We start from the raw sequence: 26,103 nt of genomic DNA, 5'->3' as shown, positions 1-26,103 counted from the left end.
TCATCAATACAGGGAAAACTAAATGGATCGAGTAGCGATCGATGCAATTGAGGCGGCATGGAAGACCTTCGTTAAGGCGCGTGCATTGTGTCCTTACATTGGAGACAATGCAGTAGGACGGATGGGCTACCAGTCGGCAGGTTGGTATCGAGCTCGGGGCGCAGTCTATTTCGTTGACCTCGCAAAACCGCTTACACGAGGCGACATTCTTGAATTGCGGGAAATTGCAGACTCAATCAATCGGAGCTTTATAATTCAGCTGGCGGCAATACTCGAGGAACGCGACGTGATTCCCTATGGTACAAATCCAGATACGTCACTTGCCGGAGGGGAATATACGCATCTCGTAAAGCTCCTGCGTCACCGCTTTGCCCATGGGGAGTGGGAATACGACGACAATAATCCAAAGCACCGCACCACGCGTGCACTTTTCGAGAAACTCTTTCCGAGAATCGCATCGAGAGTGACTGGCTTTGATACGTCCATTGATACCGTGCTGGAGCCTTTGAAGGACGGCGTACTCCTGTATATAAGCGGGCGTGTTGAAAAAGCCCAATTTGATGTCACTCCGAGCGGAGCGAGCGGTCTCGATGCGCGCGTGGCCGCCGACAACGCGTTGGAGATTCCTCGCTTCGCTCGGAATGACCCGAATGATTATTTCCATGAAACTCGATAATGTGGGTTCCGATGGGTTTTACAACACTCCCATAAGCGCCAAGGCCTGACGCCATTTGCCCCACGGCTCCGCTGTGGCAAGGTCTCTTCAGCGGGAACACATTCCTACGCCTCCAAATGCCCCAGCACCTCCGGCAGCGCGTCGATCAAGTCGGTTGCGATCAGTGAGCGCTCGCCCAGTTCGGCGGCGGCCAAATCGCCGGCAGCGCCGTGAATGAAGACTCCGAGCAAAGAAGCAGTGAGCGCATCGCATCCCTGCGCAAGGAATGAGACGATCAGCCCGGTGAGGACATCGCCCGAGCCGCCGGTCGCCATGCCGGAATTCCCGGTGGGATTGAGCCACACATGCCCCGATGGCTCGGCGACAAAAGTCGGCGCGCCTTTCATCACGACAATGCATGCGAATTGTGCCGCAGCCCGACGCGCGATTGCTTCGCGGTCGGCGGCAACCTCCGACGGATCCATGCCGAGCAGGCGCGCCATCTCACCGACATGCGGCGTCAGAATGAGAGGGGCATCGGTTGCCGATTGAAACACTGACGTGGCGGCGGCGCAGGCATTCAGCCCATCGGCATCCAGCACAGTCGGCTTGGTGCGGCGGGCGATCAGGCGCCGGACCAATTCCTGTGTCTCGTGATGCGTCCCGAGACCGGGACCGATGGCCACAGCCTCGACAGATTCACACAGCTTGAGAATCTCGCCGAGTGAGCGTGTGGCGAGGCAGCGACGTTGCCGCACTTCGGGCAACGGACGCACAACTGTTTCGATGGACCCGGCATCGACCAGATTGGCCAGCGAAGCAGGCACCGCGGCATACGACAATCCCAACCCGCTGCGCATCGCAGCGCGCACGGCCAAGACAACGGCGCCGCTCATCCCCACCGACCCGCCGACGATGAGCGCCTTGCCGAAATGGCCCTTGTGGACGTCCGGGGGGCGTTGCGGCAGCGCACCCGCTACATATTCTTCGGTAATCAACGAGAGCTTCACATTCTCAGCATCGACCGCTTCGCGCGGAATCCCGATGTCAATGGTCGTCAGTTCCCCAACGGCCATGCGCCCGGGCCAGAACCATTGGCCGCGTTTGCTGCACGCCAAGGCCATCGTGTGCGTGGCATAAACGCTCGGCACCCCCAATGCGCCGGCCGCATTGTCGAGCCCGGACGGCGTATCGATGGCGACTATCGGCAATCCCGACTCGTTCATCGCTTCGATGACACGCGCGATCGTCCCTTCGATTCGGCCATGAAAACCGGTGCCGAAGATGGCGTCGACGAGGCAGTCATGGTCGCCGAAGTCGGGAAACTCGGTCCCCTCTGCAATCTCAATAATCACCTGATTCATGCCGCGGTAGCGCTCGGCATTGGTCTTCGCACCGCCCGTGAGAGTCGCGGCTTTCTCAGTCAGAAACGCCGTGACAGTAGCGCCCATCTCGATCAGATAGCGTCCCGCCACAAATCCATCGCCGCCGTTGTTGCCGGGGCCGCAGATGATCGCGATGCGTTTGTCGGAGACATCGCCGTCGAAGATGCGGTCGCGTACACCTTCGGCGATACCGCGTCCAGCATTCTCCATCAATGTCAGGCCGGGGACGCCGAGCGACTCGATCGCGCGCCGGTCGATCGCCTGCATCTGCGTCGGGGTGACGATGCGCTGGCAGTCGGAGGGGTTCATAGCGACGTGTGGCAGTGCGGTTTCATCTGTTCAACATACCACTGCGCGCGCCGTCCGGCGGCTTCGGCGAAGTCCTCGCCGGTGGACGCATACAGGATATCGCGTGAAACATTGACCAGCGCCGCGCCACCGGCGACCGCGGCGAGTGTCGCCGAGAGATCGCCCCCTTGAGCGCCGATTCCGGGAATGAGCAGCGGGGCGTTCGGCGCGAGACGTCGGATTTCTTCGAGCAACGCAACATGTGTCGCGCCGGTCACCAGACCATACGGCTTCCCCATCCGTTCGAGCAGATCGATGATCCGATGATAGATTCGTCTATCGCCGCTCGGCGCCAATTGGACATCTTGAGCACCCAGATTGGAGGTCACGCACAGCACGAATGGGATACGGCCCTCGTAGGCGAAAAACGGGTCGAGCGAATCGCGTCCCAGATACGGGCTGACTGTGGCGGCGTCGCCATTCAAATGCTCGAAGAGAAACCGGGCGTACAGGCGCGCGGTGTTGCCGATGTCGCCGCGCTTGCCGTCGAGAATGGTCGGAATGTCGCTGGGTATCTCCGCCAGCAGGCGCTCAAGCTGGGCGATGCCGCGCGAGCCATGCGCTTCGAAGAACGCCAGATTGGGCTTGTAGGCAACAGCATATCGCTTCGTTGCCGCCACGATCGGCGAACAAAACCCATACAGCGAATCGGGAGAGCCCGTCATCGATTTCGGCATCTGCTCCGGATCGGGATCCAAGCCGACGCAGAGGATGCCGCCGGTCGCGCGGGCACGTTGGCTGAGTTTGTCCTGGAACGAGGTCACGATTATCCGGCTCCTGTCAACTTCGGCTTGGGAGCGTCAAACCGCCCGATCAACTCGCCGACGCTCTTCATTCCCTTCTCTTGGAGATAGTCGGATAGTTCGTCTGCGACCGTCACGGCGGCATCCGGTTGGCGGAATGTCGCGGTGCCGACTTGCACGGCGCTTGCGCCGATGATCAGGAATTCGGCGGCGTCAGTACCGGCGGCGATGCCGCCGATACCGATGACCGGGATGCGCACCGCGCGTGCGATCTTGTAGACCAGCGCCAGCGCCACGGGTTTGACCGCCGGACCTGACAGTCCGCCAGTGACATTCGCCAGCCGCGGCCCGAACGTGCGGTGATTGACGGCCATGCCGACCAGCGTATTGATCGCCGAGATCGCGTCGGCGCCGGCATCCTCGGCGGCACGCGCCAGCGCGTCGATGTCGTGCGTGTTCGGCGTCAGCTTGACGATCATCGGGCGTTCGGTCGCGGCACGGACTTTCGCCGTGCAGGATCCGACCCACTGCGGATCGGCGCCCTGATCGATTCCCTTCTCGACGTTCGGACAGGAGAGATTCAGTTCGTACGCGTCGATTCCGTCTTCAGCGGAGAGGCGGCGTGCCAGTTCGGCGTACTCCTCCTGCGTGTCGCCGACCAGATTGACGACCACGCGCGTCGGCATCTCGCGCAGACGCGGCAGTTCCTCGCGCACGAAGGCCTCGATCCCTTTGTTCTGCAGACCAATGGCGTTGAGCAGGCCACTCGCCGTCTCGACGGTACGCGGATACGGATGTCCTGCTCGCGGACTTAGCGAGACCGACTTGGTCACCATCGCCCCGAGATGTCGGACGTCGCACCATTGGTTGATTTCCTCGCCGGTGCCGGCGGTCCCCGACGCGGTCCAGACCGGCGTGGCAAACTGAATCCCCGCAATCGTGACAGAGAGGTCGGGCTGCCTGCGTTTGGCTGTCTTCATACCAGTTAGAGAATGATCGCGTGACTGTCGAAGACGGGACCATCGCGACAGACGCGTTTGAAAGTGTCGTACCCCGACGTGTCTCGGGCGCGCACGACGCAACCCATGCAGACACCGAACCCGCACGGCATCGAACGCTCCAGCGAAACTTGACACGGCATGCCATGCCCCGCACACACCGTTGCCAGCGCGCGCAGCATCGGTTCGGGGCCGCATCCGTAAACGGTGGCGGCATGCGCATCGATCTGTTGTTCGGCAATGAGACGTTCCAACAAAGAGACCGCAGTGCCGTGAATTCCGCGTGATCCATCATCGGTCGCCCAGTGTGTCCGCCTGGACAGTCCCGGGAGCGCATACGGTGTCACGCAGAGCGCACGATTGCGCGCGCCGAGTACCAGCAGCGGCGGCGCAGACCGTTTCGAAGTTCCGGAGTCGAGCAGCTCTGCCGCCCAAAGTCGCAACGGCGCCATGCCCAAGCCGCCTCCGACCAAAACTGGCGTGTGCCCGCGCGGTGGAACTGTGAAGCGATTTCCCAGTGGACCAATGGCATCGATGCTGGCCCCCCTCGGCAGACACGACAACAGCCGCGTTCCCTCGCCGTAGACTTGATGCAGCACATCAAACGTTTCGGCGTCCGGGTCGGTGGCATAGACCGAAAAGGCACGACGAAAGAGCTGCTCAGACCCGGGCAACAAATGCACGAACTGTCCCGCCCGCGCCCGTCGCGCGATCAACGGATCTTCAAATCGTTGTTGGAAAACGTTGGGCCCGACGCGTCGGGTTGACAGCAGGGTGACTAAGCGGTGTCGCCTCACGGCTCTTCGTCGTCTAACGATTGTTCCGGCTTTGTGGGACTGATCCCGAGGCGGTCGAATTCATCCAACTCGCGCGCGGGCGGCTGAATCGTCAGTTCGTAGCGGTACCATATGTTCAGCGAATCGGGAGCGATCGAGTCAGCCCAGAAGGTCGTGTTCTCCAGCGTGTGCCGCGCGGCCTCGTTGATATTGTACGAGGGCGACGGCTGCAGAACATCATACTCGGCAATGTCTCCCAGGAAGTCAATTCGGATCGCGTACACGATGACGTGCGGTCTCATGTCCGACCCGACTTCCGACTGCGGGAATTGGAATTGGCCCGCTTCCTTCGGCTTGGGAGCTCTGGGAAGTGAGGCCGCAGCCACGCCCGCGGTATCACTTTGAGCGGCCGAGTCCGCAGCCGCCAGGGCGCCTTCCTGTTCTTGTAACGGTTGCTGATGCCGCGGAGTGGGGCGCTGGACGGTTGTGGTCAGCTTGGCCTGCGCCGCCGCCGCCCACTCCGACTGCGGATAGGCAGCCAGAATGTCTTGATACGCCCACACAACGCTGGAGTCATTCCCCTGCGCTTCGTGTTCGGTGAGGAAGGCCAGCGAAAATTCCGCCGAAGGGATCAAGCGGGAATCCGGGTAGCGGGTGACGAAGTCCTTCAGCAGTCGTCGGGCTTTGGACGAATTGTCCTCGTCAATATAGGCTCGCTCCGCCTTGGCGTACGCCCATGCCGGATGCGCCGTGTCCGCTGCCGTGCCGGAGAGCCCCAGACGCCCAATGGCATCGCCGGCGTAATCGGTATAGGGATGCTCGCGCGTGATCCGTCGCAGATATTCGCGCCCTGAGGCCGTGTCGCCCCGCAGTGAGATCAGAATGTCCGCCGCACCCAGGAGCGCCTTGGCGGCATATGCGGTCCCATGGTACTGATCGATCAGGTGTTCGTATTCTGTGAGCGCCGAATCCGGATAGCCAAGATCGAACCGATATAGCTCGGCGAGCTTAAACTGCGTGGATGCGGCCGTCTGGAGTTCGGTCAAGTACGCCTTTCGTTCTTCAAGCGTCGCCAAGCGTGCCTCGCGTTCAAGCCGGGCCGGATTGCTGCGCTCGGCCGCCGCCCAGGCAGCGAGCGCGGAGTCGGACGGCACTGGTGGTCCCAGAAGGGGACCCCGGCCGAAAGCATATCGGTAGCCGGGCGACGGCGGCCCGAGAACCGAATCGCGTCCCAGCAGCGACCACCACTCCTTGTCGCTGAGCAACAAATTGCGTTTGCGATTAAATTCGATATCCGACCAACTGAGTGGCGGTCCAAGCGTGGGCGCCAGGTCCGTCGGCGGCCCCAGGGTATCCGCGTCGACTAAGCCAGCCAGCAACTGGGCGTATGCTCCAGTGTCAGCAGTTTCCTCGGCAGGGGTGATGGGACCGTAGACGGACTCGGCCATTAACTCCTGGAAAGTCGGACCGTGAGTCGGCAGCGAGACAAGCACGGGCAAGGGACGGGTCTCGCGGCGTGAGGAGCGATTCCTTTGCTCCGACGGGGGAAGGTCGGCAGGATCGGTCCATCGATCCGCGTCTCCACCGGCCTGGGACAGGCCGCCGCGACCCAGATCCTTACGGAATTGTTCCAGCCTGGTGATGTTTGCGGAACGAGTGAGCGCGAGATTGGCCAATTCACCGCGGGAGTCCTGCTGTCGCGAGGCATCATAGAACTCCTTGGCCGCCAACAGATCCGCCTCCCGGAATTGCTTGATCTCCGCCATGCGGAAGTGCGCCTCGCCCGACCAGTTGGTCAGATCATACCCCGCGGCAACCTGCTCATACTGACGCCACGCCGCGCTTTGATCGCCGATGCCCTCATACGCGCGCCCCAAGGCGAGACGGACGATCGCAGTCGAATCGTAGAAGTCATCGTTGGCCGCCATCCGCTCGAACACCGCGATGCTCGAGTCGAAGTTTCCCGCATCCAGGTAGGCGCTGCCGATGCCCGCCCGCGCTTTGAACTGCAGGACTAAGTCTTGATCGTCGCGCAGCGGTTGGTAGATCTCGATGGCGCCCAGAGGACGGCCGATTCTGCGCAGCGCGGCCGCCGCCTGCAGCCGTGACTCGTCCGCTCGCTCAGTGTCCTGGTAGTCTGTGAAGACCGTCGTGAATGCCGCAGCCGCCGAGTCGTACATTTCGGTTTCGAGAAAGTAGAGACCCCGCTGGTAGTGTGCCTCGGAACGCCATGTGGGCTTCTGAGCGGTTGTTGCCAGCTCTGTGAATGTCCGAAAACCGGCCTGCTGATCGCCGAGAAACATCCGGCATCGCGCCAGATAGAGTTGGGATTCCTCGAGAAACCCCGTCTGCGAATGTGTCGCCAGCAGTTCGCGGAAATACCGTTCCGAGCGTGGGAAATCTTCCATGCGGAAGTAGCAGACACCGATCATGAAGAGCGCGTCGTCGTGGTATTTGCTGTTGGGGTGCTTGTCGACGATTTTCTGCGCCTTGAGGATCGCATCCTCATACAATCGTCTGTTGGCGCCGACGCCGCCGGTTGTGTTGCCCTGATTCTGGCGCTCCGCTTGCTTGAAATACTTGTTGGCATTGTAATAGGTGTTGAAGTACACGCACCCGGCGCCCAAGAGGGCAACGGTCAAGATCACGGCCATCGACAAGAGCGAACTTGGGCAACGCCGCGCCGACTCCGAATGGCCGGCTTCCTCTCGTCTCTGATGATGGATCGAAGTCAACTCAGTTACCCCTGGTTCTCTTTCGGAACGGAGGGCATATCACTGGACCGACCCAAAACGGCTTGTTCGGTTCCCTCCGGAGACATGGTCTCATTACAGGTTACCCCGACAACTGCGCAGAGTTCGGGAAGGATTTTACCAGCCGCACCGCGGAGAGCGACATCGAACAATACCGAGCGCTCTGTCGCCTCTGGGTTGATCTCGATCAGGAATGCCCCCGCGTCCCGGGCGGCATCGATCAGTCCCGCAGCGGGATAGACGATACTCGAGGTTCCCACCGAAAGAAAAACCTCGCACGAGACAGCCGCGCTCAATGCGGCTTCGAAGACCGCCTCCGGCAGAGTTTCCCCGAACCAGACGACATCGGGGCGCAGCAATCCTCCGCAGCGACAACGCGGCACCGTTGCGGAATCAGCCAGCGAAGGACTGGAATCACGCGTTTGACACCGCTGACAGCGAATCCGATGAATGCTGCCGTGCAGCTCATAGACCACGTCCGATCCGGCCCGTTGATGGAAACCATCGACGTTCTGCGTTGCCACCGCCACACGGGCACATCTCTTCTTCAGGTCGGCGATCGCCCGGTGACCCGGATGCGGTTTTGCCTCTGCGATGATCCGTCTACGGTGTTGATACCATTCCCAAACGGTCTGCGGCCTCACGGCGAAGGCCGCCGGCGTTGCCAACTCCTCGGGTTGAAAGCGCTCCCAGAGCCCGCCCGGAGATCGAAAGGTCGGAATCCCGCTTTCGGCCGACATCCCCGCACCGGTGAAAACACAGATGCTGCGGGCAGGATCCAGCCGCTCGATCAGACTCTGCGGTATCGACGGAACCGGCATCGCCGCAATATATTGAGACAGCCCGGCGGAGCCAACACTCACCTCCAGCGACGCGCTGCTGAAGGGGTACAATAGGTGTCCGAATCCAGCGAACCCGAAGTGAGCATCGATCGATGAAAAGCCACGCCCCGCAGCGGAACCTGATGCAGCTCGCGCTCCTGACGGTGCTCTTGCCGACATGCCTCGCATTCGGCTCAGAAGTGCCGTACGATCCTTCACGGATACGGTCCTATCTCGTTGCTCGGTCACCAGACCGGGACTTGAGGTACTTTGCACAGGCGTCGAATGACTCAGGTGACGTACAAAACACGGGTGTGAGGGGAAAGCGATTGGCCCTGGTCGCCTCGCACCGCCCGTTTTTTTCGTCACCCACCGGGGCACTGCTCAAGTCGGTCGCCTTCCCCGGCTGGGGACAGTGGTCCAACGGCAAGAGACAAAAGGCCGCAATCTACTTCGCCGTCGAGACATACTTCGTCACCAAAGCCCTGATTTGGCGACACCGTGCGCGCGAGTCAGGAATCGAGTACGACACCTACGATCACCGTCGCGACCGACGCAACTTCTTCACTTGGCTGACGGGAATCACGATCTTCGTCTCGATGTTCGATGCTTACGCCGATTCGTATCTGCTCGATCTGGAGCGAACCAGGCGGCTCGATGATGAGTTCTGGGGCGGTAAGGCACACTCCGATCTGGACTTGGATGCCCTTGGCCGCAATCGGCCGCTCCGCCTCTCGGTGAGTCTCAGCTTTTAACGAACCGAATCGCGCCGATGGGGTTTAATTGAGCCGTGGGGACGCCGTCCAGTGCGAGCAACACCTTGAGATCAACATGATCGATACCGGCCAGCAGAGTACTGACATTGTGCGCTCGGCGCGACGCTGGTTGCGCAGCATTGCTCTCGCGGCTGTACTCACCGGCGGCCTGACAACGTCCGCCATCGGGCAGTCGATGCTCATCCCGATGGACAATGCACAGACCGATCACCTGAAGGCGTATGGAGTCGCATTCCATCTCCTGACGCGCGGCGTCAAGGTCGAATGGCTGCTCAACTACCGTGGCGGAAGTTTCCTCGCCAGCTACTACCAGGACATCGCCGACTCGTGTGATCTGCGCGGGGTCCGGTATACATCGGTCGGCGACGCAGAAGTCGCGGCCATTCGTCAAACCATCGAGAATGAAAACATGGAGTCGGTCCTTCTCGAAAAGGCGCCATTGATCGCGATCTATGCGCCACCGGGCAACGAGCCGTGGGATGACGCGGTCACCCTGGCGCTGACCTACGCGCAAATCGCTTACGCGACGATCTGGGATCAGGAGGTTTTGGACGGTGCCTTGGACCGTTTCGACTGGCTGCACTTGCACCACGAGGATTTCACCGGACAGTACGGAAAATTCTACGGCTCCTACCGCAACGAGTTGTGGTATCGTCAGCAGGTCCAGCTCAACGAGGAGACCGCCCGTCTGCTCGGATTCCGTAAGGTGTCCGATTTGAAACGAACGGTGGCCTTGACGATCAAAGACTATGTCTCACGCGGTGGATTTTTGTTTGCGATGTGTTCGGCGCCGGAGACTCTCGACATCATCTTATCCGCAGGTGATGTCGACATCGTGCCGGAACCGTTTGACGGCGACCCGCCCGACCCCAATTGCCAGTCCAAGCTCGAGTACGAGCGTTGCATGGCATTCACCGATTTTACGATCTCGCTGGAGCCGATGGAGTATTCACATTCCAACATCGACACGACACCCGATCGGATCGCGTCGCGCTTCAGCCAGGCGGGTGACTACTTTCAGCTATTTGAATTCTCCGCGAAGCTCGATCCGGTGCCGACGATGCTGGTGCAGTGCCATGTCGATGCCATCCCCGGTTTTATGGGTCAGACGACGGCGTTTCGCAAGTCGCTGGTCAAGAAATACGCGATCCTGCTGGGCGAGAATGCCGGGCAAAACGAAGTCCGCTACCTGCACGGCAACCTCGACAAGGGGACCTTCACCTTTCTGGGCGGCCACGATCCGGAAGACTATCAGCACTTGATTTACGATCCTCCGACAGACCTGTCGCTGCATCGCAACTCGCCGGGGTATCGTCTGATCCTCAACAACGTCCTCTTCCCGGCCGCGCGCAAAAAGGAGCGCAAAACTTGACCAGTGGGTTGTCGCAGGGGCCTTGCGCAAATCCGATTCGATGCTATATTGTGGGGCCGTACTGTAGACCGTCTCATCCTGCAGTCGGGGCAGCGGAGTCGGATATCATTGCCGATCCGGGGGGAACGGCGACCGACGATCGGGTGGACCGTCCGTCGGAAACTTCAGCAGTCCACGCGTACTGATCGACCACAGAATCGCTCTCCAGCCGGGAACACCGGTCACGCGACGCGGTTCTGGACTGAGGACAGCAAAAAAACTTGCGGTTGTCGGTGAGGCAGCCACCGCCGCCGGTCGAAAGGACCATACGGCTGTGAAACACATCACCATTGCAGTAGACCACCTGCGCGAAAGCTCGGAAGTGACGGCGCGACTGCGGGAACGCGGCGCGACGATCACATTGGACAATCTTCCGGTCGGGGACTTCCGGGTTTCAACCCGATGCACGGTCCTGTGCGTCTCCGCCGTCGATCTCGCGCGGTGGACCGCTGAGCGCGAGATCTTTCGGCGTATTACAAATCTCAAGAAGTCGGTGCGTGAGCCGGTTGTGATCGTCGAAGGCGAACTGCCAGTCAATGGCGGTTCCCCGTCGCGCAGTGCGATGCGCGGCGCCCTGGCCTTCGTCGCCGTACACAACCGGGTCCCCGTGCTATTCGCCGAGGATGCCGCCGCGACGGCGGACTGGCTTTATGCCATGGCGACCCAGGTACAGATCGGCATGGGCGAATCGGTCGATGCCCAGGTGTCCGCCACTCCGCCCTCGGGCAATGGCCAGGGAGTGCCCGGCGATGAAGAGCTTCCGCCATCCGACCGCATTCTCCGCTTGTTGCCCGGCATCGGTGACGAGCATGCCCGGGCGCTGATCGAGCACTTCGGCAATCTCCGCGGTATCTTCTCCGCCGACGTCCGCGAGTTGGGAAAGATCGGGGGCATCGGCCCCAAGCGCGCCAAGCGCATCGTCGCGTTCCTCGAAGGACGCGATCATTAGAATCAAACTGTAACTCTATTGTCGAGAATTTGCGGCGCCGCCGGGCGGCGCGCCGCCGCTAATACCAGCGCAACCAGTCGAACAGCAGGAATTGCACACGTTCGATCAGCAGTGAAACGCGCGCCATTACGGTAAACCCGAACGCCGCACCAAAACCGATCATCAGCACACCGATGCCGAACTGCGCCACCGCACCGGTCACGCCTTTGTGCTCCTTCGAGAAGAAGAAGTATATCAGGGCCGCCACGACACCGACCAGGATCAGCGCGTTGTTGAAACCGGTGGCGGTGAGCGCCCCCGGGGAATGCCAGTAGGAGATCAGCCCGACCGAGCCATTGAGCTGCTCGATGATCTTCGCCCGCATCTCCAAAGGGATGGCCACGCCGGTGGCAATCCCCAAATAGAACGCCAGGGGATAGCGCGAGATCCACGAAACGCCGCGAAACAGGCGCGTCCACATGAGCGCACCCAACAACGTCGGAAAGATATACCACCACTGGCCCTCGGCCAGCTTCTGGTAGATGTTGGGAATGGCGACATTGTAAAACAGCAGTAGTACCCAGTATCCCGCTGACAGGCCGACAGCAGTATGCTCGGCAATCTTGTAAAATGGGTTGTCTTTGTACAGGAACGAGAAGATCGCCAGCGTAATCAGCGCTGACACCGTTGTTGCGATCGCGGTTCCCCATTCCATACGGTCAGTCCGTCGCGACTCCTATACGATGTTCTGCCGCTGTTTGCGGCGCGTGGCAAAGTAGCCGATATTGCCGATGATGATGAAGATGATCACGATTGTGTGCGCCACGACCTGGACTTTCATCGATTCGACGGCCGGGCCCGGTGTGTTGACGAGAGTTTCATACTCTGCCGCGCCGACCATGCCGCCCAGCATCCCGAAGATTTGATTTGTCTGCAAATACGGGTAATAGTCGGTCGCCATGACGCCCGTGACACCGATCGCCAACGGAATGCCGTAGCGTCCGTTCCCATAGGAGATCCACCAGTCGGTCGCCGATGTCCCGGATATGTTGATGACGGCCTTGACATCGCTGTAGTTGCGGATGCGGTCCATCATCGGCAGCGAATCCAGCGGCACGTTGTAATAATCAGTGGGGAACGGAATCCGGTAGTTTTGCCCCATGCCGAGGATAATAAGCGCCGGGTAGGGTTTGTATCCGAGGAAGACATAGTCGACGCCATTGACGAGCTTCTCCCCGGTCAACTCAAAGTGCTTCGACACCGCCGTATCCAGCGCCCGTGCCGCCAGCGCCGGACCGAACTGGTGCAAGGCGGAGACAACGACCTTGACCTTACGCTGGAAACACTGCTTGAGAACCGCATCGGTCATCGGTTGCAGTTCCGCCATGACCGACGGATCGTAATCCATGGCCAGATGGATGGCATCCCCGGCTTTGAGCGTGTCCAAATACAGATGGATGTTGCGCGCTTCCTTGGAGATTCGGATCGGAACGGTGAACGGCACTTTGACTGCAATGACCACCGCGACCCCGAGCATCAGATAGACCCAGCGCCGGTCGAAGGCGAACATTTTCTCGAAGATGTTCATCGTCTGCGCCGTTCCTAATCACGCCCCAAATACGAACGCTCCACTCCGAGAATGACCTTCAACGCCGTTGAGACGATTCCCAAGCCGACTCCAATGATGATCGCCCGCTTGGCGGCCAGGTTCGGGACATTCAGAATCCAGCCCGCCGTTGCGGCGATGGGATCGCCGAATGGGCCCAGCGGAAAGAAGCGCAACATCACTATGACGGCGGCGACCAGCAGGATCGTCGCCAGGACCGAGCGCGCGCGAAAGGCGCGATACGAGGCCGAGGCGATAAAAAACGCCAGCAACGAGAACATTGTGGCCGACACCGGGATGATCATCCGGTCGAACATCCAGCGCACCGATGTCGCCTCGGGTCCCATGTATGGAGGCAAAAAACCGGCAATCATGATGACCGTCAGCGCCACGAGCGTGAAAATCGAGTACTGCCAATTATCCTGACGTTGCCGCACGCGATTGATCGAGACGCGCACCAATGAGATGATCCCCAATGTCAGGGCGAACATACCGATGATCGGCGGCCAGTCGAGCGCGACAAACTCATAGAAAAACTCCGACGACTCATGCGGAACGTGGTACTGCACGACCATGAAGACACCGAGGATGAATATAATGATGAGCGGTAGTTGGCGTTTCATGATCGTCGCGTCCGGTTACAAACTCATTCGGAATATAGCGAGAACCCAATCGATGTTGAGGGCCGCACCGACAGCGCCGAGTCCGAGAACCGCCAGAAAACACATCTTGAACCAATCCTGCCCCTTCAACGTCCCCAACAGTTTCGGCTCGCGCCCCAGGTAGGCAGACGCCGCGTAGAGCTCCTCACCGATCAACGTGTAGTCGCAGGCGACGACGAAAAACGGAATCTGCGTGACACGGTCGGTCCCGGAAATCTGTATCGATCCCGCCAGGGAGCCGGTCTCCGCCAAGATCAGCGACTCGGCGTAGAACACGCCCAGATAGAAGTTCGTGGCCGTCTTGCGCCGCAGCATGGTGCCGTTGACCGCAGCGACATACGGAAACTGATCCTGCGTGACAAAATAGACGATGTCTTCTTTGTACTCATCGGGGCGGCCCGCATCGAGATACGCCTGCCGGACCGTCTCCTGCGCAACCGACATGACTACGGCATCGTAGCAGGGGACCAATAATTCGGTGCGGTGCTCCGCGACCTTCTTGGCGACACGCGAGAGAATCGTAAACGAGGCAATCGTCGCGATCTCATCGGCGGCGCCCAGCCCGAGCACGTAGAGGATCGGGCGGTTCATCTCGGTGGCGCGCCCGATCGCCTCATCGACCGCGCTGATGCCGGGGAGCGGGCGGATATACAGGTCGCGACCTTTTTGCGCGGCCGCGATAAACCCGAGAACCAGCGCGGTATAGAGAGCCGTAGGGAATCCGATGTGGAACAGCCGATCGAGGTGTACCCAATGACCGCGCGCGTGCGCGGGCGGCGATGCTTGTGAGATCGACATCGCACCGCTGACCGAATGCGTCTCAATGGCATAGCGGAAATCGAAATCATCCGGTAAGTAGTCACGACCGTCACGGAACTTCCCCCCGACATTTTCGAAGCGGTCAGTCCCCGCGGGCGCCTGGCCAACCGTATCCCATTCGCCGTCGACCAATCGCCAGGCGGCGGTGCGATAGGCTGCGCTGGAAAACGTGCGATAGGACGCATCACCGGCGGGAATTGAGTCGGGGGAGAACGGCCCGACCATCCTGGGGCTGCGGAGCACTTGGTAGAGGATGACGTTCTTTCGTCCACCGCCGTCATCAGGAGAGAGATCCCACTCGACGATGATCCCATGTCCATGATCGTTGGGTTTGTCATCGGCGCGAACCGACGACGCAGGCGCCGGCGGCGGCGTCATGGTCCGCGTCGTGTCCGCGGCGGCCGTTGTGTCGATGTCGTCGGCCTGGGCGCTGGCGACGGAAACGGCCCACAGCAGCAACAGGCCGCTGAATACAGTTGAGAACAATTGACGCAACACTGAGTGGTGATTCGGGATCGTCATCAGCAGTGATCTCGAACGGCGATCCAACCTAACCCGCCGCCGTACACAACGCAATGGAAATGCACGGCGCGTATTCGGGCAAAAGAAATCCCGGTCCCGGATTTGACCGGAACCGGGAGCATCGTCAGCGAGACGAGGAGGTCTTATGTGACCTTCCGCACGTTGGCGGCCTGTGGTCCTTTGGGCCCCTCGACCTCATCGAAGGTTACCCGGTCGCCCTGCTGGAGCGAACGGAAACCATCCATCTGGATCGCGGTGTGATGGACGAAGACGTCCTTGCCGTCATCCAGGGAGATGAAGCCGAATCCCTTGCTGTCATTGAACCACTTGACCGTTCCTTCCGGCATATCCACTTCCTTTGCTGCTCGGGGCGAATCGGTGCCCCAGGTCCGTTGGCCGTTATGGCCGTTGAAACAAATCGGTCCTGTGTCTGGAGTTGTGTGTGCGGGGACTGCGAGCGGATCCCATTCAAGTCCGATGTTTCCGTTACCCACCTATAAAAATAATATCGACATCGTTTAAGCGATCATCAAGCGGATTTCAGCAGCGCCTCACACGTCAATTGATCAGTCGCAGCCAACTGCCGTACAAGAAGTCCAGCCGCCCGATCAACAGCGACATGCGGCTCATGACGGTGTATCCGAACGATGCACCGAAGGTGATCATTAAGAACCATATGCCGACGCGTGCGGCGGTGCCGAATGCGCCCTTGTGCTCCTTGGAGAAGAAAAAATAGATGACGCCGGTCACGGTGCCGATGGCGACCGTGATGTTGCCGATGGTCTGGTACCACGACAAGGAACCATCGGCGGCGTATGCCTGCAATGGCTTGATGGTGTCCTCGAGCTGGTGCATGGCATTGGACTGCAGGTAGGTGATGAACCAGAGCCCGGCGGTCGCGCCGACAATCACCGCCAGCGCCCAGCGCGAAATCCAGCCGATCTTCGGGGCCAGCCGTAACAACATCATGACACCGAGGACGCCGGCGAATACGTAGGCAATGTAGTTCCACCCAAACGGTGAGTCCATCAGCGTGTCGATCAATTTCGCCAGCAAGTTTTGGTAGTACAGTGAGACAAACCAGTATCCCGCTGAAATGCCGACAAACACCGCCTCGCAGAACTTGTAGTACGGGTTGTCTGTGTAGAGAAATGAGAAGATGCCGAGCGTGAAGAACGCGGCCAGCGTCATCGCAAAGCCAAACGAGTTCGCCGACAGGGCGAACAAGCCCGCTGAGACCAGCAAGAGGATGATCGATGAGGCACGCAGTTTCACCGGCTCAACTTCCTATCCCTTTGTCGCCAGGCGCGAGCGGCGTCCGCCGACGAAGAAGGCGATATTCCCCATGATGATAAACAGTATCGTGATCGCGTGCGCGAACGACTGCGACAGCATCGCCTTGGTGCCTTTTCCTGTCGCACCCACCAACGCTTCAAACTCGGCGGCGCCCTTCATCCCGCCGAGGATGCCGCTGAGCTGCCCGGCGCGGTAGTAGGGGTATACCATCGGCGCCTGCACCGCCGTGTTGGCCGCCCCCAGCGCGGCATGAAAGCGGTCACCGGCCAATTGCACCCACTCGATGGTGCCGGGATATCCGGCCGACAGGTTGAAGACGAAGTCGACATTGTTGAAGTTGGAGACTCCGCGCATCAGCGGCAGTTCACCGACCGGCGTGCCGCTGTAGTCGCGCGGAAAGGCGGCGGCAAATGACGACCCCATGCGGGCGATGACAAACTCACGCCCTTCCTGGAATCCGAGATTCACCCAGTCGACTCCGTAACGCAGGGTACGACCTTCATAGGTGAATTCCGTGCCGGGCGTCGTGCCGGCCACCGTCTCGAGCGCCAAATTCGCCTGCTGCGGTCCCTGCGGCCACAGACCCATGATGATCATCTTAAAATCACGGCGCAGGCAGTAGCGCATAAACGCCACCGCCATCGGTTGCAGCTCCGGTGCGGATGGTGGGTCGTAGTCGCAGGGTATCAAGACTTTCGATCCGGCGGGGAGCGCCTCCAGCGCGTCGTAAAGGTCGCGCGCTTCCGGCGATATGTAGATCTTCTGCGAAATGTTCAAAAAGAGCGGCAGCGACACCGCCAGGCCGACCGCGAGGAAGATGACGCGCCGGTCGATGGCGATCAGCCGGTCCCAGAAATTGATCTTGCCCGGTGCCTGATTCATCTGCATATGCGGGCTTCCTAGTCACCGCCTAAGTGTGACCGTTCGATGCCGAGGATCACACGCAGCGATGTCGAAACGATCCCCAGCGCGATCCCGATCATGATGGCGCGTTGACCGGCCGCGTTGGGAAAGTTCATGATCCAGTCCGCGAAATTCGAGAGCCGCGCTCCCTCCGGCATAAACGAGCTCATCAAGTCTCCCAGCGGGACGCGCCCAAGCATCACGAAGAATGCCGCCAAGAGCAATAGTGTCGCCTCGCGATTGCGTGCGCGGAATGCGCGATACGACGCCGACGCGACGAAGAACGCCAGCATGGCGAACATCGTCGACGACAGCGGCGAATAGACATTCACATACAAGTAGTCGAAGCTGGTTCCCGGCTCCAGGAAACGGCGTCCAGCGGAGAAGCCGAAGCCGACGATCAGAATCAGCACGAACGACACGATGGTCGAAAACGAGAGAAACCATTCATCCGACATCTTGCTGCGCGAGTACTGTCCGGCCGCCAAAAGCAGGAATGCCATCAGGAACAAGATCAGCGGCAGTTGCCCCTGGAGAAATCCGGGCGCCGCGATAATCCCGTAGAGCAGCGCCAATGAAACGACCCCGACGGTCGGGATGAGAATCCTGCGTCCCAGTCGGTCCATCGACAGCTTGATCAGATTGAACGCCCCCAGCCAGATGGCGCACGACTCGATGATCGAAAACCAATCGGAGAAGACATCGGCCAGCGAGTGAAACGGTTCATGCGGGATGAAAAACTGGATGATGAACACAACACCGACAACGCCGGTCAGGATGAGAGGGACTTCACGTTTCATGGCGGCCGTTGTGATGGGCTGTCAGTTCACAGTGAACCAGTGCGACATGTCGAGCAGATTGAACGTCGCCAGCAGAATCCCGATGATCGCGAAGGCCAGGATGAAGAATTTGCCCACATCCTGCCCCTTCAGCGACCCCAATTGTCGCGGTTCTTTGGACAGATACGCGGACGCCGCGAAGAGTTCCTCGCCGATGAGCGTGTAATCGCATGCGGCGACAAAAAACGGCAACTGCGCGGGCTGTGCGGTCCCGGCGATCTGGATGGCCCCGATCGAATTGCCGGTTTCCGCCAGGATCAGCGACTCGGCATAGAACGCGCCCATGTAGAAGATAGTGGCCGGTTTGCGCCGAACAACCATGCCATCGACGCCGGCGGCATACCCGAACTGGTCGTCGGTGAGATAATGCACCATGTCGTCGTGGTAGGCATCGGGCCGTCCCGCGTCGAGATATGCCTCTTTGACCGTCTCGCGCCCGGCAACCATCACCAAAGAACGGCGCACCGGGACATCGAGCTTTGCATCATACGTTGCCGCCATTTTGGCGACCCGCCCGAGGATGGTCACCCCGGCAATCGTCTGAACATTGTTCATGTCTTCAATGCCCGGAACGAAGAAAATCTCGCGCCCCATCTCGGTTGCGCGCCCCACCGCTTCATCGACAGCTTCCAGTCCCGCGATCTTGCGGATGAACAACTCACGCCCCGATTTGGCTTGTGTGATGAAATACAGAATCGAACCGGAGAGGATGATGACCGCGATCAAGGCATTGATTCGTCCTTTGTGAAACCATTGCGCATGCGACTGAACGGCGACGGACGGTTCGGATCGTACGGACAGCGTCATAAACCCCGCTACTCCATTCACTATGGATATAGCATCCACGATGTAGTAGTAGTCGACGCCGTCCAGGACGCCACCGTCGATGAATGATGTCATCCCTGACGTCATCGTGCCGACGGTATCAAATGGTCCGCTTAGAGAGGTCGAGCGCAGGAGTGTGTAAGCAGTAACGGAGCCGAGTCCGGCGCCTTCGTCCGGCGATGGCTTCCAATTCACGACAATCGCCCCACCCACATCGTTGGGAGCGTCCTCGGCGGTAACATCGGTCGCAGGACTCGGACCCAGGCGGAACTGTGGCGTCGGGACCACAACGGAGGGAGTCGACAATTCCAACAAGGTGTCCGGGTTTATGATCGCCGATCCGATTGGGGCCAGATTGGAGGATGTGTCAGGCGACATCCGTAATGACGATTGAGCAGTAGCGGATCGAGTCCGGATCAGCAGACACAGCGCAGTCGCCAAGCAGATGACAACAAGGATACGTTCAGCGTGACAGGAACGACGAAATGGTGCGGGTGCTGTCTTCAAATTCGGGCTTCAGTCGCGTGCCACTGCGGGCATCAAGTCCCGTTGCTTGTCGCCCGGGAGGATGGGCGCGTACCGATTGAACCTATCGGCGTGTTAAGCGGGTGTCAAGGATAGAAAACCACGCACCCAGACCTCAAGGCCATGCCCGCGCTACACTTCTTCGATCATTTCGACATTCGCACGCGGGATGATGGCTTTTCCGGCGCCGTTGAACTGTACCTCCAGGACACGCGCCATCGATTCGGATTCGAGCTTCTGCAACGGCGCCGGAAGGTCGGACACGGTGCCCAATTTGCCGAAGTATGGTTGGCGAATCACACGGACCGGTGAACCGACCGCCAGACCGGCAATCTCTACTTCACGGTCGGAAGCGACCGCCACGGCTTGCGGAATGACCACTTCGGGGCGGATCACACCGGCGCGAATCTGCGTAGCGCCGTTGATGCACGCCAACTCGCCCTCATGCCGCTTGAACAACTCGAAAGTTTTCTCGGCCATGGCGATGGTACCGAATCCTTCTGTCACTACCAGCGTCACGCCGAGATCTTCGGAGCCGGTGATCGCCACACCGAGGTCACGCCCCAGAAAGTTGCGCAGATCCTGATCGTCGAATCCGCCGGCAACGATCCCATTGGCTTTGACCACGATGGCCCTTTTGAGCGCATCGGCGGTGACCCGCGAGCCGCCGATCAGAACCTGGCCGACGCAGTCGGGCGTAATCTTTTCGGCATCCAACACTTCGTTGTGGTCGCGCGAGAGAACCTTGATCGCACCGTGTGTTTCACCGCCGATTCCGAAGATGCCCTGCACGAACGCCGCCTGACAGGCGACCGAGACACCCTCGTTGGGATGGACATCGACGACTTCGCCTTTGATGTAGGCGCGCACCTGCACCGGGACCGGCTCGCCCCGCAGCAGCACTTGCCCGGTGATGTGCGAGATGTTTTCAACCGTGCCCTTGATCTTCGATTTGCATTCGGACTTGAACAGGCCGAAGAATGAACTCGAACGCGCGATCGCTTCACCCTTCTCGACCGGGTCGCCCTCGCGCTTGAGCATGCAGTCCTGAATGTCCTCGGGAGGAACACCGAGGATGTTGGCGACATTGACCGGCTCGACCGGTCCCGGCAGATGGGTCTGCGCCACGACCGTGCCGGGATCAACGAGATCGCCCTTCTTGACCAACACCTCGCCTTTCAAAGGCAGGATACGCTCTTTGACCAATCGAACTTGATCGGTGACTTTCAATCCGGGTGTGTATGCGTGTGCCATCGTTTTCCCGTATTTGCAGTGTGTGGGTTCAGCCCGCCTTACTCGTGGTGCTCAATCGATCTGAAAATGGTGGGCTGAGTTCAGCGTGCAGATCCCCGATCACTTCCCCGACAATTGAATCGTCACTTCCACCGTGCCACGGTCGGGGATCGTGATACGTTCCAGTCCCTGCTTGTCATCTTTCCATGCATAGACCAACACGAACGGATCGACCTCGCAGACAGCGGGCTCGCCTTCGGGAACGCAGCCGAATTGGACGCCGGTCGGCACTAGACAACGGGGAATCGCGAATCGTCCCTGAAAGTCGGTCGTCGCCAGCGGAATGAGCATATCATTGAGTTCGTCTTCCAGGTCGGTCCGGATGAGCAGGACAGTGTCGACCTGCGCGGTTATTCCCGTTTCACAATCGCGCCTCTCGATCGTGTACAGTCCCGGCGAGGCATTCAGCACACCCAGTTGCGTGCCGTCCCAAATGCACAGTTCATCACCGATGCATTTGATCGTGGTCAACAACTCGCCGCACCAATCGAAGATATAGTTGCAACTGCTGTCACTGATGTCGGCGGGATATGGCTTGAGCGTCGTAACGACCGCTACCTTCCCAAACAATTCAGAGTCGTCCGCCAGACGGAAGTCGATGGCGATGTGTGCTGCGGGCACGGGCAGACTGTCGGAATCGATGACCTGCCCGGTGATGGCGTTGTTGTCTTTCTCGTCGTCGTTGGAACAACTCACAAGCAGGATGGACCAGAGGGATGCAAATAGAACTCCGGCGAACACACGACTGATAGTCCCACTCGTCCGCACTTTGTACCCTATAATCTCTGCAATGCTTCGACGGGATATATATCCAGCGTCGTCATCCACTCTTTGAGCTTGGCGACGCGGACCTTGTCATCGGTCGGCAGGACGAAAGGCCGTCCGCGCCCGTCAAGAATGATACCGACCACGCCGCCGGAAAGTTGGCATTCCAGTTTGTTCCCCCTGCCGGCTCCGACATCGAATCCGCGCGCGGGCTCCAGAACGGCTTTGGCGGAGATCGGCAACGAGGATTTCTCGTCAAACCCCAGCGGGATCAGTGTCATCTGGCCGAACGCGAGTGTGCCTTCGTCGACCGTGCCATCGGGGCGTTCGATTTTGTAATGCATCGTTTCGCCTTTGCCCGCTTTCGATTCACCGACCGGGGCGACACAGACGCCCAGATGAATCAGGCAGTCCTTGTTGAACACTTCGGTCGCTGCCCTGGGATGGACCTCGGCTAAGACACCCAACTGGGGCATCATGAAGATCGAGTCGACCGCCAACCGCGTGATTCCCTCCGGCACAAACGCGTCGATCAACATGAGCGCCGCCTGCTGTCGGCGCGGCGCGTGCGAGAGCACGCCGCCGGACCCGATCAGCATATTCAGGGTCATCATGTTGACCAGCGTATGCCCCGATCCGGTCTGTTCGAACGCATCGGCGATGGTGCGTTGTTGTTGGATCCCTTTCAGCACTGTGGCGAACGACTTGTGCTGAATGAACGCCAGCCGCAGCGCCTCCTTGGCAATCGCCTGCTCGAAGATCAGCTCTTCCATCATCTGCGGGATCGTTGTTGGACGGATCATCTTGTTTTTGACGCGATTGCGCAGGTCGCCCTCGTCTAAGTGAAACGGCACCCAACGCATGACATTGGGCAATCCGGATTCGGCGAAGACATTCGAGATCGAATACGACATGCCGAGATTGGCCGAGACGGTGCGGTTGAACACGCCCTGAAAAACCGAGAAGACATCGGTGGTCGCCCCGCCGATGTCGACACCAACCACTTCGATGTTTTCGATCTCGGACACCCGTTTGATGATCGAGCCGACCGCGCCCGGGGTGGGCATGATCGGCGCATCGGTCCAGCTCATCAGCTTGCGATAGCCGGGCGCCTGCGCCATGACATGCTCCATGAAGAGGTCATGGATTTTCTCGCGCGCCGGCAGCAGGTTCTCGCGCTCGAGGACCGGACGCAGATTGTCGACGACCGACAAGTCGGTCTTTTCGGCCAGGGTCTCTTTGACCGCGTCGGTTGCGTCCTTATTGCCCGCATAGATCACCGGCAACTTGTATCCGGTGCCCAGCCGCGGCTTGGGATCGGCCGCCGCAATCAATTCGGCGATTTCGACGACGTGCGTCGTGGTGCCGCCGTCGATGCCCCCTGAAAGCAGGATCATGTCGGGACGCAGCCGACGGATCCGTTCGATCTGCTCATGCGGCTGCCGCCGGTCATTGGAGGCGATCACGTCCATCACGATTGAGCCGGCGCCCAACGCGGCGCGTTCGGCCGATTCGGCGGTCATCGAGCGCACGACGCCGGCGACCATCATTTGCAGTCCGCCGCCCGCCGATGAAGTCGAAATGTAGATGTCGGTGCCGACCTTGCCGTTGGCAGGACTGATGATCCTGCCGTTTTCGTCCAGGAGCTTGCGCCCCGCCAATTCCTCGACCTCGCCCACGGCATTGAGAACACCCATCGTGACATCCTCAAACGGCGCCTCGACCGTGGTCGGAGCTTCGCCGCGGACGATCAGCCGATACTCATCGCCGGTCTTCTCGATCAAAATCGCCTTGGTGGTGGTGGAACCGCAGTCGGTCGCCAGGATGACTTTGATGTCTTCCGGATGGAGGGATTTGGATTCAGTGGGCATGCGGTGTTTTCTCTGGCCCTTTGCTAACCACAAACGGCACAGACTTTCGACGATAGCGGATTGATCGCCCTGATTCAAGCCGGTCTTCGGATTGGAGAATCGGGGGCGTCAGAGCCCCAGCCAGCGGATCGGGGCTCCGGAAACAAAAAGGGCAAATTCCGCCAGGGCAGACACCCAGCGTTCAAAAGACCGAACCGGGATCAGACTCAATCCGTGGATGAGGGCGAAAGTCATTGCCAGCATGGTGATGATGGTGACTGCGCCGAAGACCAGGATGACGGCGGCCACACCCCACCAACTGTGCTGAGACGCCGGGATGATCAGCAGCGGGATCAATGGCTCACAGGGCCCCAGAATGAACACGACAAACAGCGCCCAAGGTGAGAAACGGTATGGGAGGGCATCGGCGTGGACGTGTTCGCCGACGTGAGCATGTGCGTGAACAACCGGATTCCCATCACCACCGACATGGAAGTGTGTGTGCGTATGTTGACGCAGTCAGCGATGAATACCCCAGATCATGTATGCCAGTCCGAAACCGATCAGCGCCAGCGCTGCCCAATCGCCGCGCATCGTTTCGAGTGCTTCCATCGCGCCCAACGCCCAGCCCAGCCCGATCCCGAGAGCGCCGATGATGACCGAACTGCCCACGTGTCCCAACCCGCAAACCAAGACGACAGCGATGGTCTTCCTCAGAGACCATGGGCCCGATTTCGCCATGGCCACAAACGGGATATAATGGTCGGGTCCCAAGAGGGTGTGGATAAACCCGATGGAGGCTGCCGTTACAAGCAGGATCGTAATATCATGGTGCACAGTCTGTTATCCTCGAATTGCCTCAACTATCGCGACACAATTTTACGATTAGAGCGCTTAGGCTGGCATAAAACCGGCGCTGGTCGGTAACCCCGTGTGGCGAAAAGGATTGACAAGAGCGGCAATTGTGTGTTCCATTTTGCTTGAAGTCAGACGAATTTACTTGCCGAATTAAACTGATAGGACAATTTTCCGGGATCAATTGTTGACTCAGAGTGTTGAATTCGACAACGAGTTGATTATCTGTAACCCAAAGGGAGGTACCATGCAGTTTCTGAAACGTCACCAGACAATCATCGCCCTGTTGGCCGTGGTTGCGCTGGGTGGCGGTCTGTCGATTGCCGACGGATACGCCTGCGACTCACACGCGAAAGCATCGAAAGATGCAACGACCGCCCAGGTTTCCTCGGCCGATGCCAAGTTGGTCGGCGCCGATGGAAAATCCTGCACCAAGGAAGAGTGCGTTGCCAAGCTGATGGCCGATGGTCTAACGCGCGCTGATGCCGAGGCCAAATGGGCTGCATGCGTTGCCAAGGGCTGCGGCAACGAGGCCAAGGTGTACCAGGCCAACGCGAGCGAAGGCAGCGGCTGTGCCTCCAAGGCCGCCGCCGTCCAGCAAGCAAACGCCAGCGGCTGTGCCTCCAAGGCCAGTGCTCAGACTGCCAGCGCCAGCGGTTGTGCTTCCAAGGCAAACGCCAGCTTGGCGAGTGCCGATGGCTGTGCCTCCAAGGCCAGTGCTCAGACTGCCAGCGCCAGTGGTTGCTCCGCTTCCAAGACCACTGCCAGCTTGGCGAGCGCTGATGGTTGCGCCTCCAAAGCCAATGCGCAGACCGCCAGCGCCAGTGGCTGTGCTTCGAAAGCCAATGCACAGACCGCCAGCGCCTCCGGCTGCAGCGGTTCGAAGACGACCGCCAGCTTGGCCTCAGCGACTGATGGCAAGGCCTGCAACATCAGCAAGGAAGAGTGCCTCAACCGTCTGATGGCCGATGGTTTCACACGCTCGCAGGCGGAAGCAAAGTACGCTCAGTGCGCCGTGTCGGCGGGCAAGGCCGCTGTGGCGGTGGACCTGAATGCGGTCCCGTCGCGTGAGGCCTGCATCGACGCCTGTGTCGCGCGCGGTATGAGCCGTGCCGATGCCGAAGCGTACATCGCCAAGCATGAGAGCAAGGGCGAGACCCCGACTGCGGCCGTAAAGCTGTTGTCCGCGACCGAGACCGAGCAATCCGCCCCGGTCCAGAACACCTCTGCCGGCGGCAGCCGTTAAGCCGTGCGTCGAATTACGAAACATCAAAGCCCCGTCCCGACTGCCGGGACGGGGCTTTTTTCATTCGCTTTCAACTTAAGCTGCGACGCCCCGGCACGGTTTACTTAGCTTCAGGATCTGTGGGCGAAACACCACAGAACACACAATCCACCCACAAGACAGGAGCCGCAGACCATGCGCACCTTAGTGAAGGCCTCAATCCCGGTCGAAGCGGGGAACAAAGCAATTGAGAACGGTACGTTGCCGAAGGTGATGGAGGCCTTCATGCAGCGCTTCAAACCCGAAGCGGCGTATTTCTTTGCCGAAGCCGGGAAGCGAACCGCGATGTTCGTGATCGATCTGCCTGACCCGACACACATCCCCTCGGTCGCCGAGTCGTTTTTCTTCGGACTGAACGCCGAAGTCTATATGACCCCGGTCATGAACGCCGCCGACCTGAAAGCGGGAATCGAGAAGGCGATGAAGAGCAGGAGCTAACAAGAGAGATCGCCTCACTCGAACGA

26 protein-coding genes are annotated in these 26,103 nt (G+C 59.8%); 6 read left to right on the top strand and 20 right to left on the bottom strand.

What is annotated here, in order from left to right; translation table 11 throughout:
- Positions 1 to 22: 22 nt before the first annotated feature.
- Entirely contained in the window at positions 23 to 676 is a 654-nt protein-coding gene (locus VGB22_02200; GenBank protein HEX9750092.1) for a hypothetical protein, read from the top strand.
- A gap of 104 nt (positions 677 to 780) precedes the next feature.
- Here VGB22_02200 and VGB22_02195 read toward each other — a convergent pair whose 3' ends face one another.
- The 6 genes from VGB22_02195 to VGB22_02170 all read right to left on the bottom strand — a co-directional run bounded on the left by VGB22_02195 (position 781) and on the right by VGB22_02170 (position 8,479).
- Positions 781 to 2,349, bottom strand: coding sequence for an NAD(P)H-hydrate dehydratase (locus VGB22_02195; protein ID HEX9750091.1), 1,569 nt, complete (start codon positions 2,347 to 2,349; stop codon positions 781 to 783).
- Positions 2,346 to 3,152 (bottom strand): orotidine-5'-phosphate decarboxylase, encoded by an 807-nt coding sequence (pyrF, locus tag VGB22_02190; GenBank protein ID HEX9750090.1) that lies wholly within the window; start codon positions 3,150 to 3,152, stop codon positions 2,346 to 2,348. The genes VGB22_02195 and pyrF overlap by 4 nt, the downstream gene beginning before the upstream one ends.
- 2 nt (positions 3,153 to 3,154) lie before the next feature.
- Positions 3,155 to 4,111, bottom strand: coding sequence for a dihydroorotate dehydrogenase (locus VGB22_02185; protein HEX9750089.1), 957 nt, complete (start codon positions 4,109 to 4,111; stop codon positions 3,155 to 3,157).
- 5 nt (positions 4,112 to 4,116) lie between these two features.
- A complete protein-coding gene (locus VGB22_02180; GenBank protein HEX9750088.1) occupies positions 4,117 to 4,926 on the bottom strand; it encodes a dihydroorotate dehydrogenase electron transfer subunit in 810 nt (269 codons plus the stop codon).
- Positions 4,923 to 7,547, bottom strand: coding sequence for a tetratricopeptide repeat protein (locus VGB22_02175; protein HEX9750087.1), 2,625 nt, complete (start codon positions 7,545 to 7,547; stop codon positions 4,923 to 4,925). Before VGB22_02175 ends, VGB22_02180 begins: the two co-directional genes overlap by 4 nt.
- Before the next feature lie 98 nt (positions 7,548 to 7,645).
- Positions 7,646 to 8,479: an NAD-dependent deacylase gene (locus VGB22_02170; GenBank protein HEX9750086.1), complete on the bottom strand. Its 834-nt coding sequence runs from the start codon at positions 8,477 to 8,479 to the stop codon at positions 7,646 to 7,648.
- 329 nt (positions 8,480 to 8,808) lie between these two features.
- On the opposite strand from VGB22_02170, the gene VGB22_02165 reads away from it, so the two are divergent.
- The 3 genes from VGB22_02165 to VGB22_02155 all read left to right on the top strand — a co-directional run bounded on the left by VGB22_02165 (position 8,809) and on the right by VGB22_02155 (position 11,615).
- The gene (locus VGB22_02165) at positions 8,809 to 9,234 is read left to right on the top strand and encodes a hypothetical protein (GenBank protein HEX9750085.1); all 426 of its coding nucleotides are present in this window, start codon (positions 8,809 to 8,811) and stop codon (positions 9,232 to 9,234) included.
- A gap of 76 nt (positions 9,235 to 9,310) precedes the next feature.
- Positions 9,311 to 10,627 (top strand): asparagine synthetase B, encoded by a 1,317-nt coding sequence (locus tag VGB22_02160; protein HEX9750084.1) that lies wholly within the window; start codon positions 9,311 to 9,313, stop codon positions 10,625 to 10,627.
- A 313-nt stretch (positions 10,628 to 10,940) separates the two neighbouring features.
- The gene (locus tag VGB22_02155) at positions 10,941 to 11,615 is read left to right on the top strand and encodes an ERCC4 domain-containing protein (GenBank protein HEX9750083.1); all 675 of its coding nucleotides are present in this window, start codon (positions 10,941 to 10,943) and stop codon (positions 11,613 to 11,615) included.
- Between the two features lie 58 nt (positions 11,616 to 11,673).
- On the opposite strand, the gene VGB22_02150 is transcribed toward VGB22_02155, so the two are convergent.
- The 14 genes from VGB22_02150 to VGB22_02085 form a co-directional block, all read right to left on the bottom strand.
- Positions 11,674 to 12,309 (bottom strand): hypothetical protein, encoded by a 636-nt coding sequence (locus VGB22_02150; GenBank protein HEX9750082.1) that lies wholly within the window; start codon positions 12,307 to 12,309, stop codon positions 11,674 to 11,676.
- Between the two features lie 21 nt (positions 12,310 to 12,330).
- The gene (locus VGB22_02145; GenBank protein HEX9750081.1) at positions 12,331 to 13,182 is read right to left on the bottom strand and encodes a hypothetical protein; all 852 of its coding nucleotides are present in this window, start codon (positions 13,180 to 13,182) and stop codon (positions 12,331 to 12,333) included.
- A 14-nt stretch (positions 13,183 to 13,196) separates the two neighbouring features.
- Positions 13,197 to 13,823 (bottom strand): hypothetical protein, encoded by a 627-nt coding sequence (locus VGB22_02140; GenBank protein ID HEX9750080.1) that lies wholly within the window; start codon positions 13,821 to 13,823, stop codon positions 13,197 to 13,199.
- 15 nt (positions 13,824 to 13,838) lie between these two features.
- Positions 13,839 to 15,203 (bottom strand): DUF6754 domain-containing protein, encoded by a 1,365-nt coding sequence (locus VGB22_02135; GenBank protein ID HEX9750079.1) that lies wholly within the window; start codon positions 15,201 to 15,203, stop codon positions 13,839 to 13,841.
- A gap of 143 nt (positions 15,204 to 15,346) precedes the next feature.
- On the bottom strand, positions 15,347 to 15,550 hold the full coding sequence (locus VGB22_02130; GenBank protein ID HEX9750078.1) for a cold shock domain-containing protein: 204 nt from the start codon (positions 15,548 to 15,550) through the stop codon (positions 15,347 to 15,349).
- Positions 15,551 to 15,761: 211 nt separating this feature from the next.
- On the bottom strand, positions 15,762 to 16,478 hold the full coding sequence (locus tag VGB22_02125; GenBank protein HEX9750077.1) for a hypothetical protein: 717 nt from the start codon (positions 16,476 to 16,478) through the stop codon (positions 15,762 to 15,764).
- A gap of 12 nt (positions 16,479 to 16,490) precedes the next feature.
- Positions 16,491 to 17,381: a hypothetical protein gene (locus VGB22_02120; protein HEX9750076.1), complete on the bottom strand. Its 891-nt coding sequence runs from the start codon at positions 17,379 to 17,381 to the stop codon at positions 16,491 to 16,493.
- A gap of 17 nt (positions 17,382 to 17,398) precedes the next feature.
- Positions 17,399 to 18,202: a hypothetical protein gene (locus VGB22_02115; GenBank protein HEX9750075.1), complete on the bottom strand. Its 804-nt coding sequence runs from the start codon at positions 18,200 to 18,202 to the stop codon at positions 17,399 to 17,401.
- A gap of 21 nt (positions 18,203 to 18,223) precedes the next feature.
- The gene (locus VGB22_02110; protein ID HEX9750074.1) at positions 18,224 to 19,378 is read right to left on the bottom strand and encodes a fibronectin type III domain-containing protein; all 1,155 of its coding nucleotides are present in this window, start codon (positions 19,376 to 19,378) and stop codon (positions 18,224 to 18,226) included.
- A 345-nt stretch (positions 19,379 to 19,723) separates the two neighbouring features.
- Positions 19,724 to 20,845 (bottom strand): hypothetical protein, encoded by a 1,122-nt coding sequence (locus tag VGB22_02105; GenBank protein ID HEX9750073.1) that lies wholly within the window; start codon positions 20,843 to 20,845, stop codon positions 19,724 to 19,726.
- Between the two features lie 99 nt (positions 20,846 to 20,944).
- Positions 20,945 to 21,580: a hypothetical protein gene (locus VGB22_02100; protein HEX9750072.1), complete on the bottom strand. Its 636-nt coding sequence runs from the start codon at positions 21,578 to 21,580 to the stop codon at positions 20,945 to 20,947.
- Between the two features lie 80 nt (positions 21,581 to 21,660).
- Positions 21,661 to 23,520 carry a glutamate mutase L gene (locus VGB22_02095; protein ID HEX9750071.1) on the bottom strand — a complete coding sequence of 620 codons (1,860 nt, stop codon included), beginning with the start codon at positions 23,518 to 23,520 and terminating at the stop codon, positions 21,661 to 21,663.
- A gap of 108 nt (positions 23,521 to 23,628) precedes the next feature.
- On the bottom strand, positions 23,629 to 23,808 hold the full coding sequence (locus VGB22_02090) for a hypothetical protein (GenBank protein HEX9750070.1): 180 nt from the start codon (positions 23,806 to 23,808) through the stop codon (positions 23,629 to 23,631).
- A 210-nt stretch (positions 23,809 to 24,018) separates the two neighbouring features.
- The gene (locus VGB22_02085) at positions 24,019 to 24,171 is read right to left on the bottom strand and encodes a hypothetical protein (protein ID HEX9750069.1); all 153 of its coding nucleotides are present in this window, start codon (positions 24,169 to 24,171) and stop codon (positions 24,019 to 24,021) included.
- Positions 24,172 to 24,601: 430 nt separating this feature from the next.
- On the opposite strand from VGB22_02085, the gene VGB22_02080 reads away from it, so the two are divergent.
- Positions 24,602 to 25,600 (top strand): hypothetical protein, encoded by a 999-nt coding sequence (locus VGB22_02080; GenBank protein ID HEX9750068.1) that lies wholly within the window; start codon positions 24,602 to 24,604, stop codon positions 25,598 to 25,600.
- A 174-nt stretch (positions 25,601 to 25,774) separates the two neighbouring features.
- Positions 25,775 to 26,077 (top strand): hypothetical protein, encoded by a 303-nt coding sequence (locus tag VGB22_02075; GenBank protein HEX9750067.1) that lies wholly within the window; start codon positions 25,775 to 25,777, stop codon positions 26,075 to 26,077.
- The last annotated feature ends 26 nt before the right edge of the window (positions 26,078 to 26,103 follow it).

This window comes from Candidatus Zixiibacteriota bacterium, from assembly GCA_036397555.1.
GTDB lineage: Bacteria > Zixibacteria > MSB-5A5 > WJJR01 > WJJR01 > DATKYL01.
The sequence above is the reverse complement of the archived record's forward strand: the minus strand, read 5'-3'. Positions and strand labels throughout refer to the sequence as shown.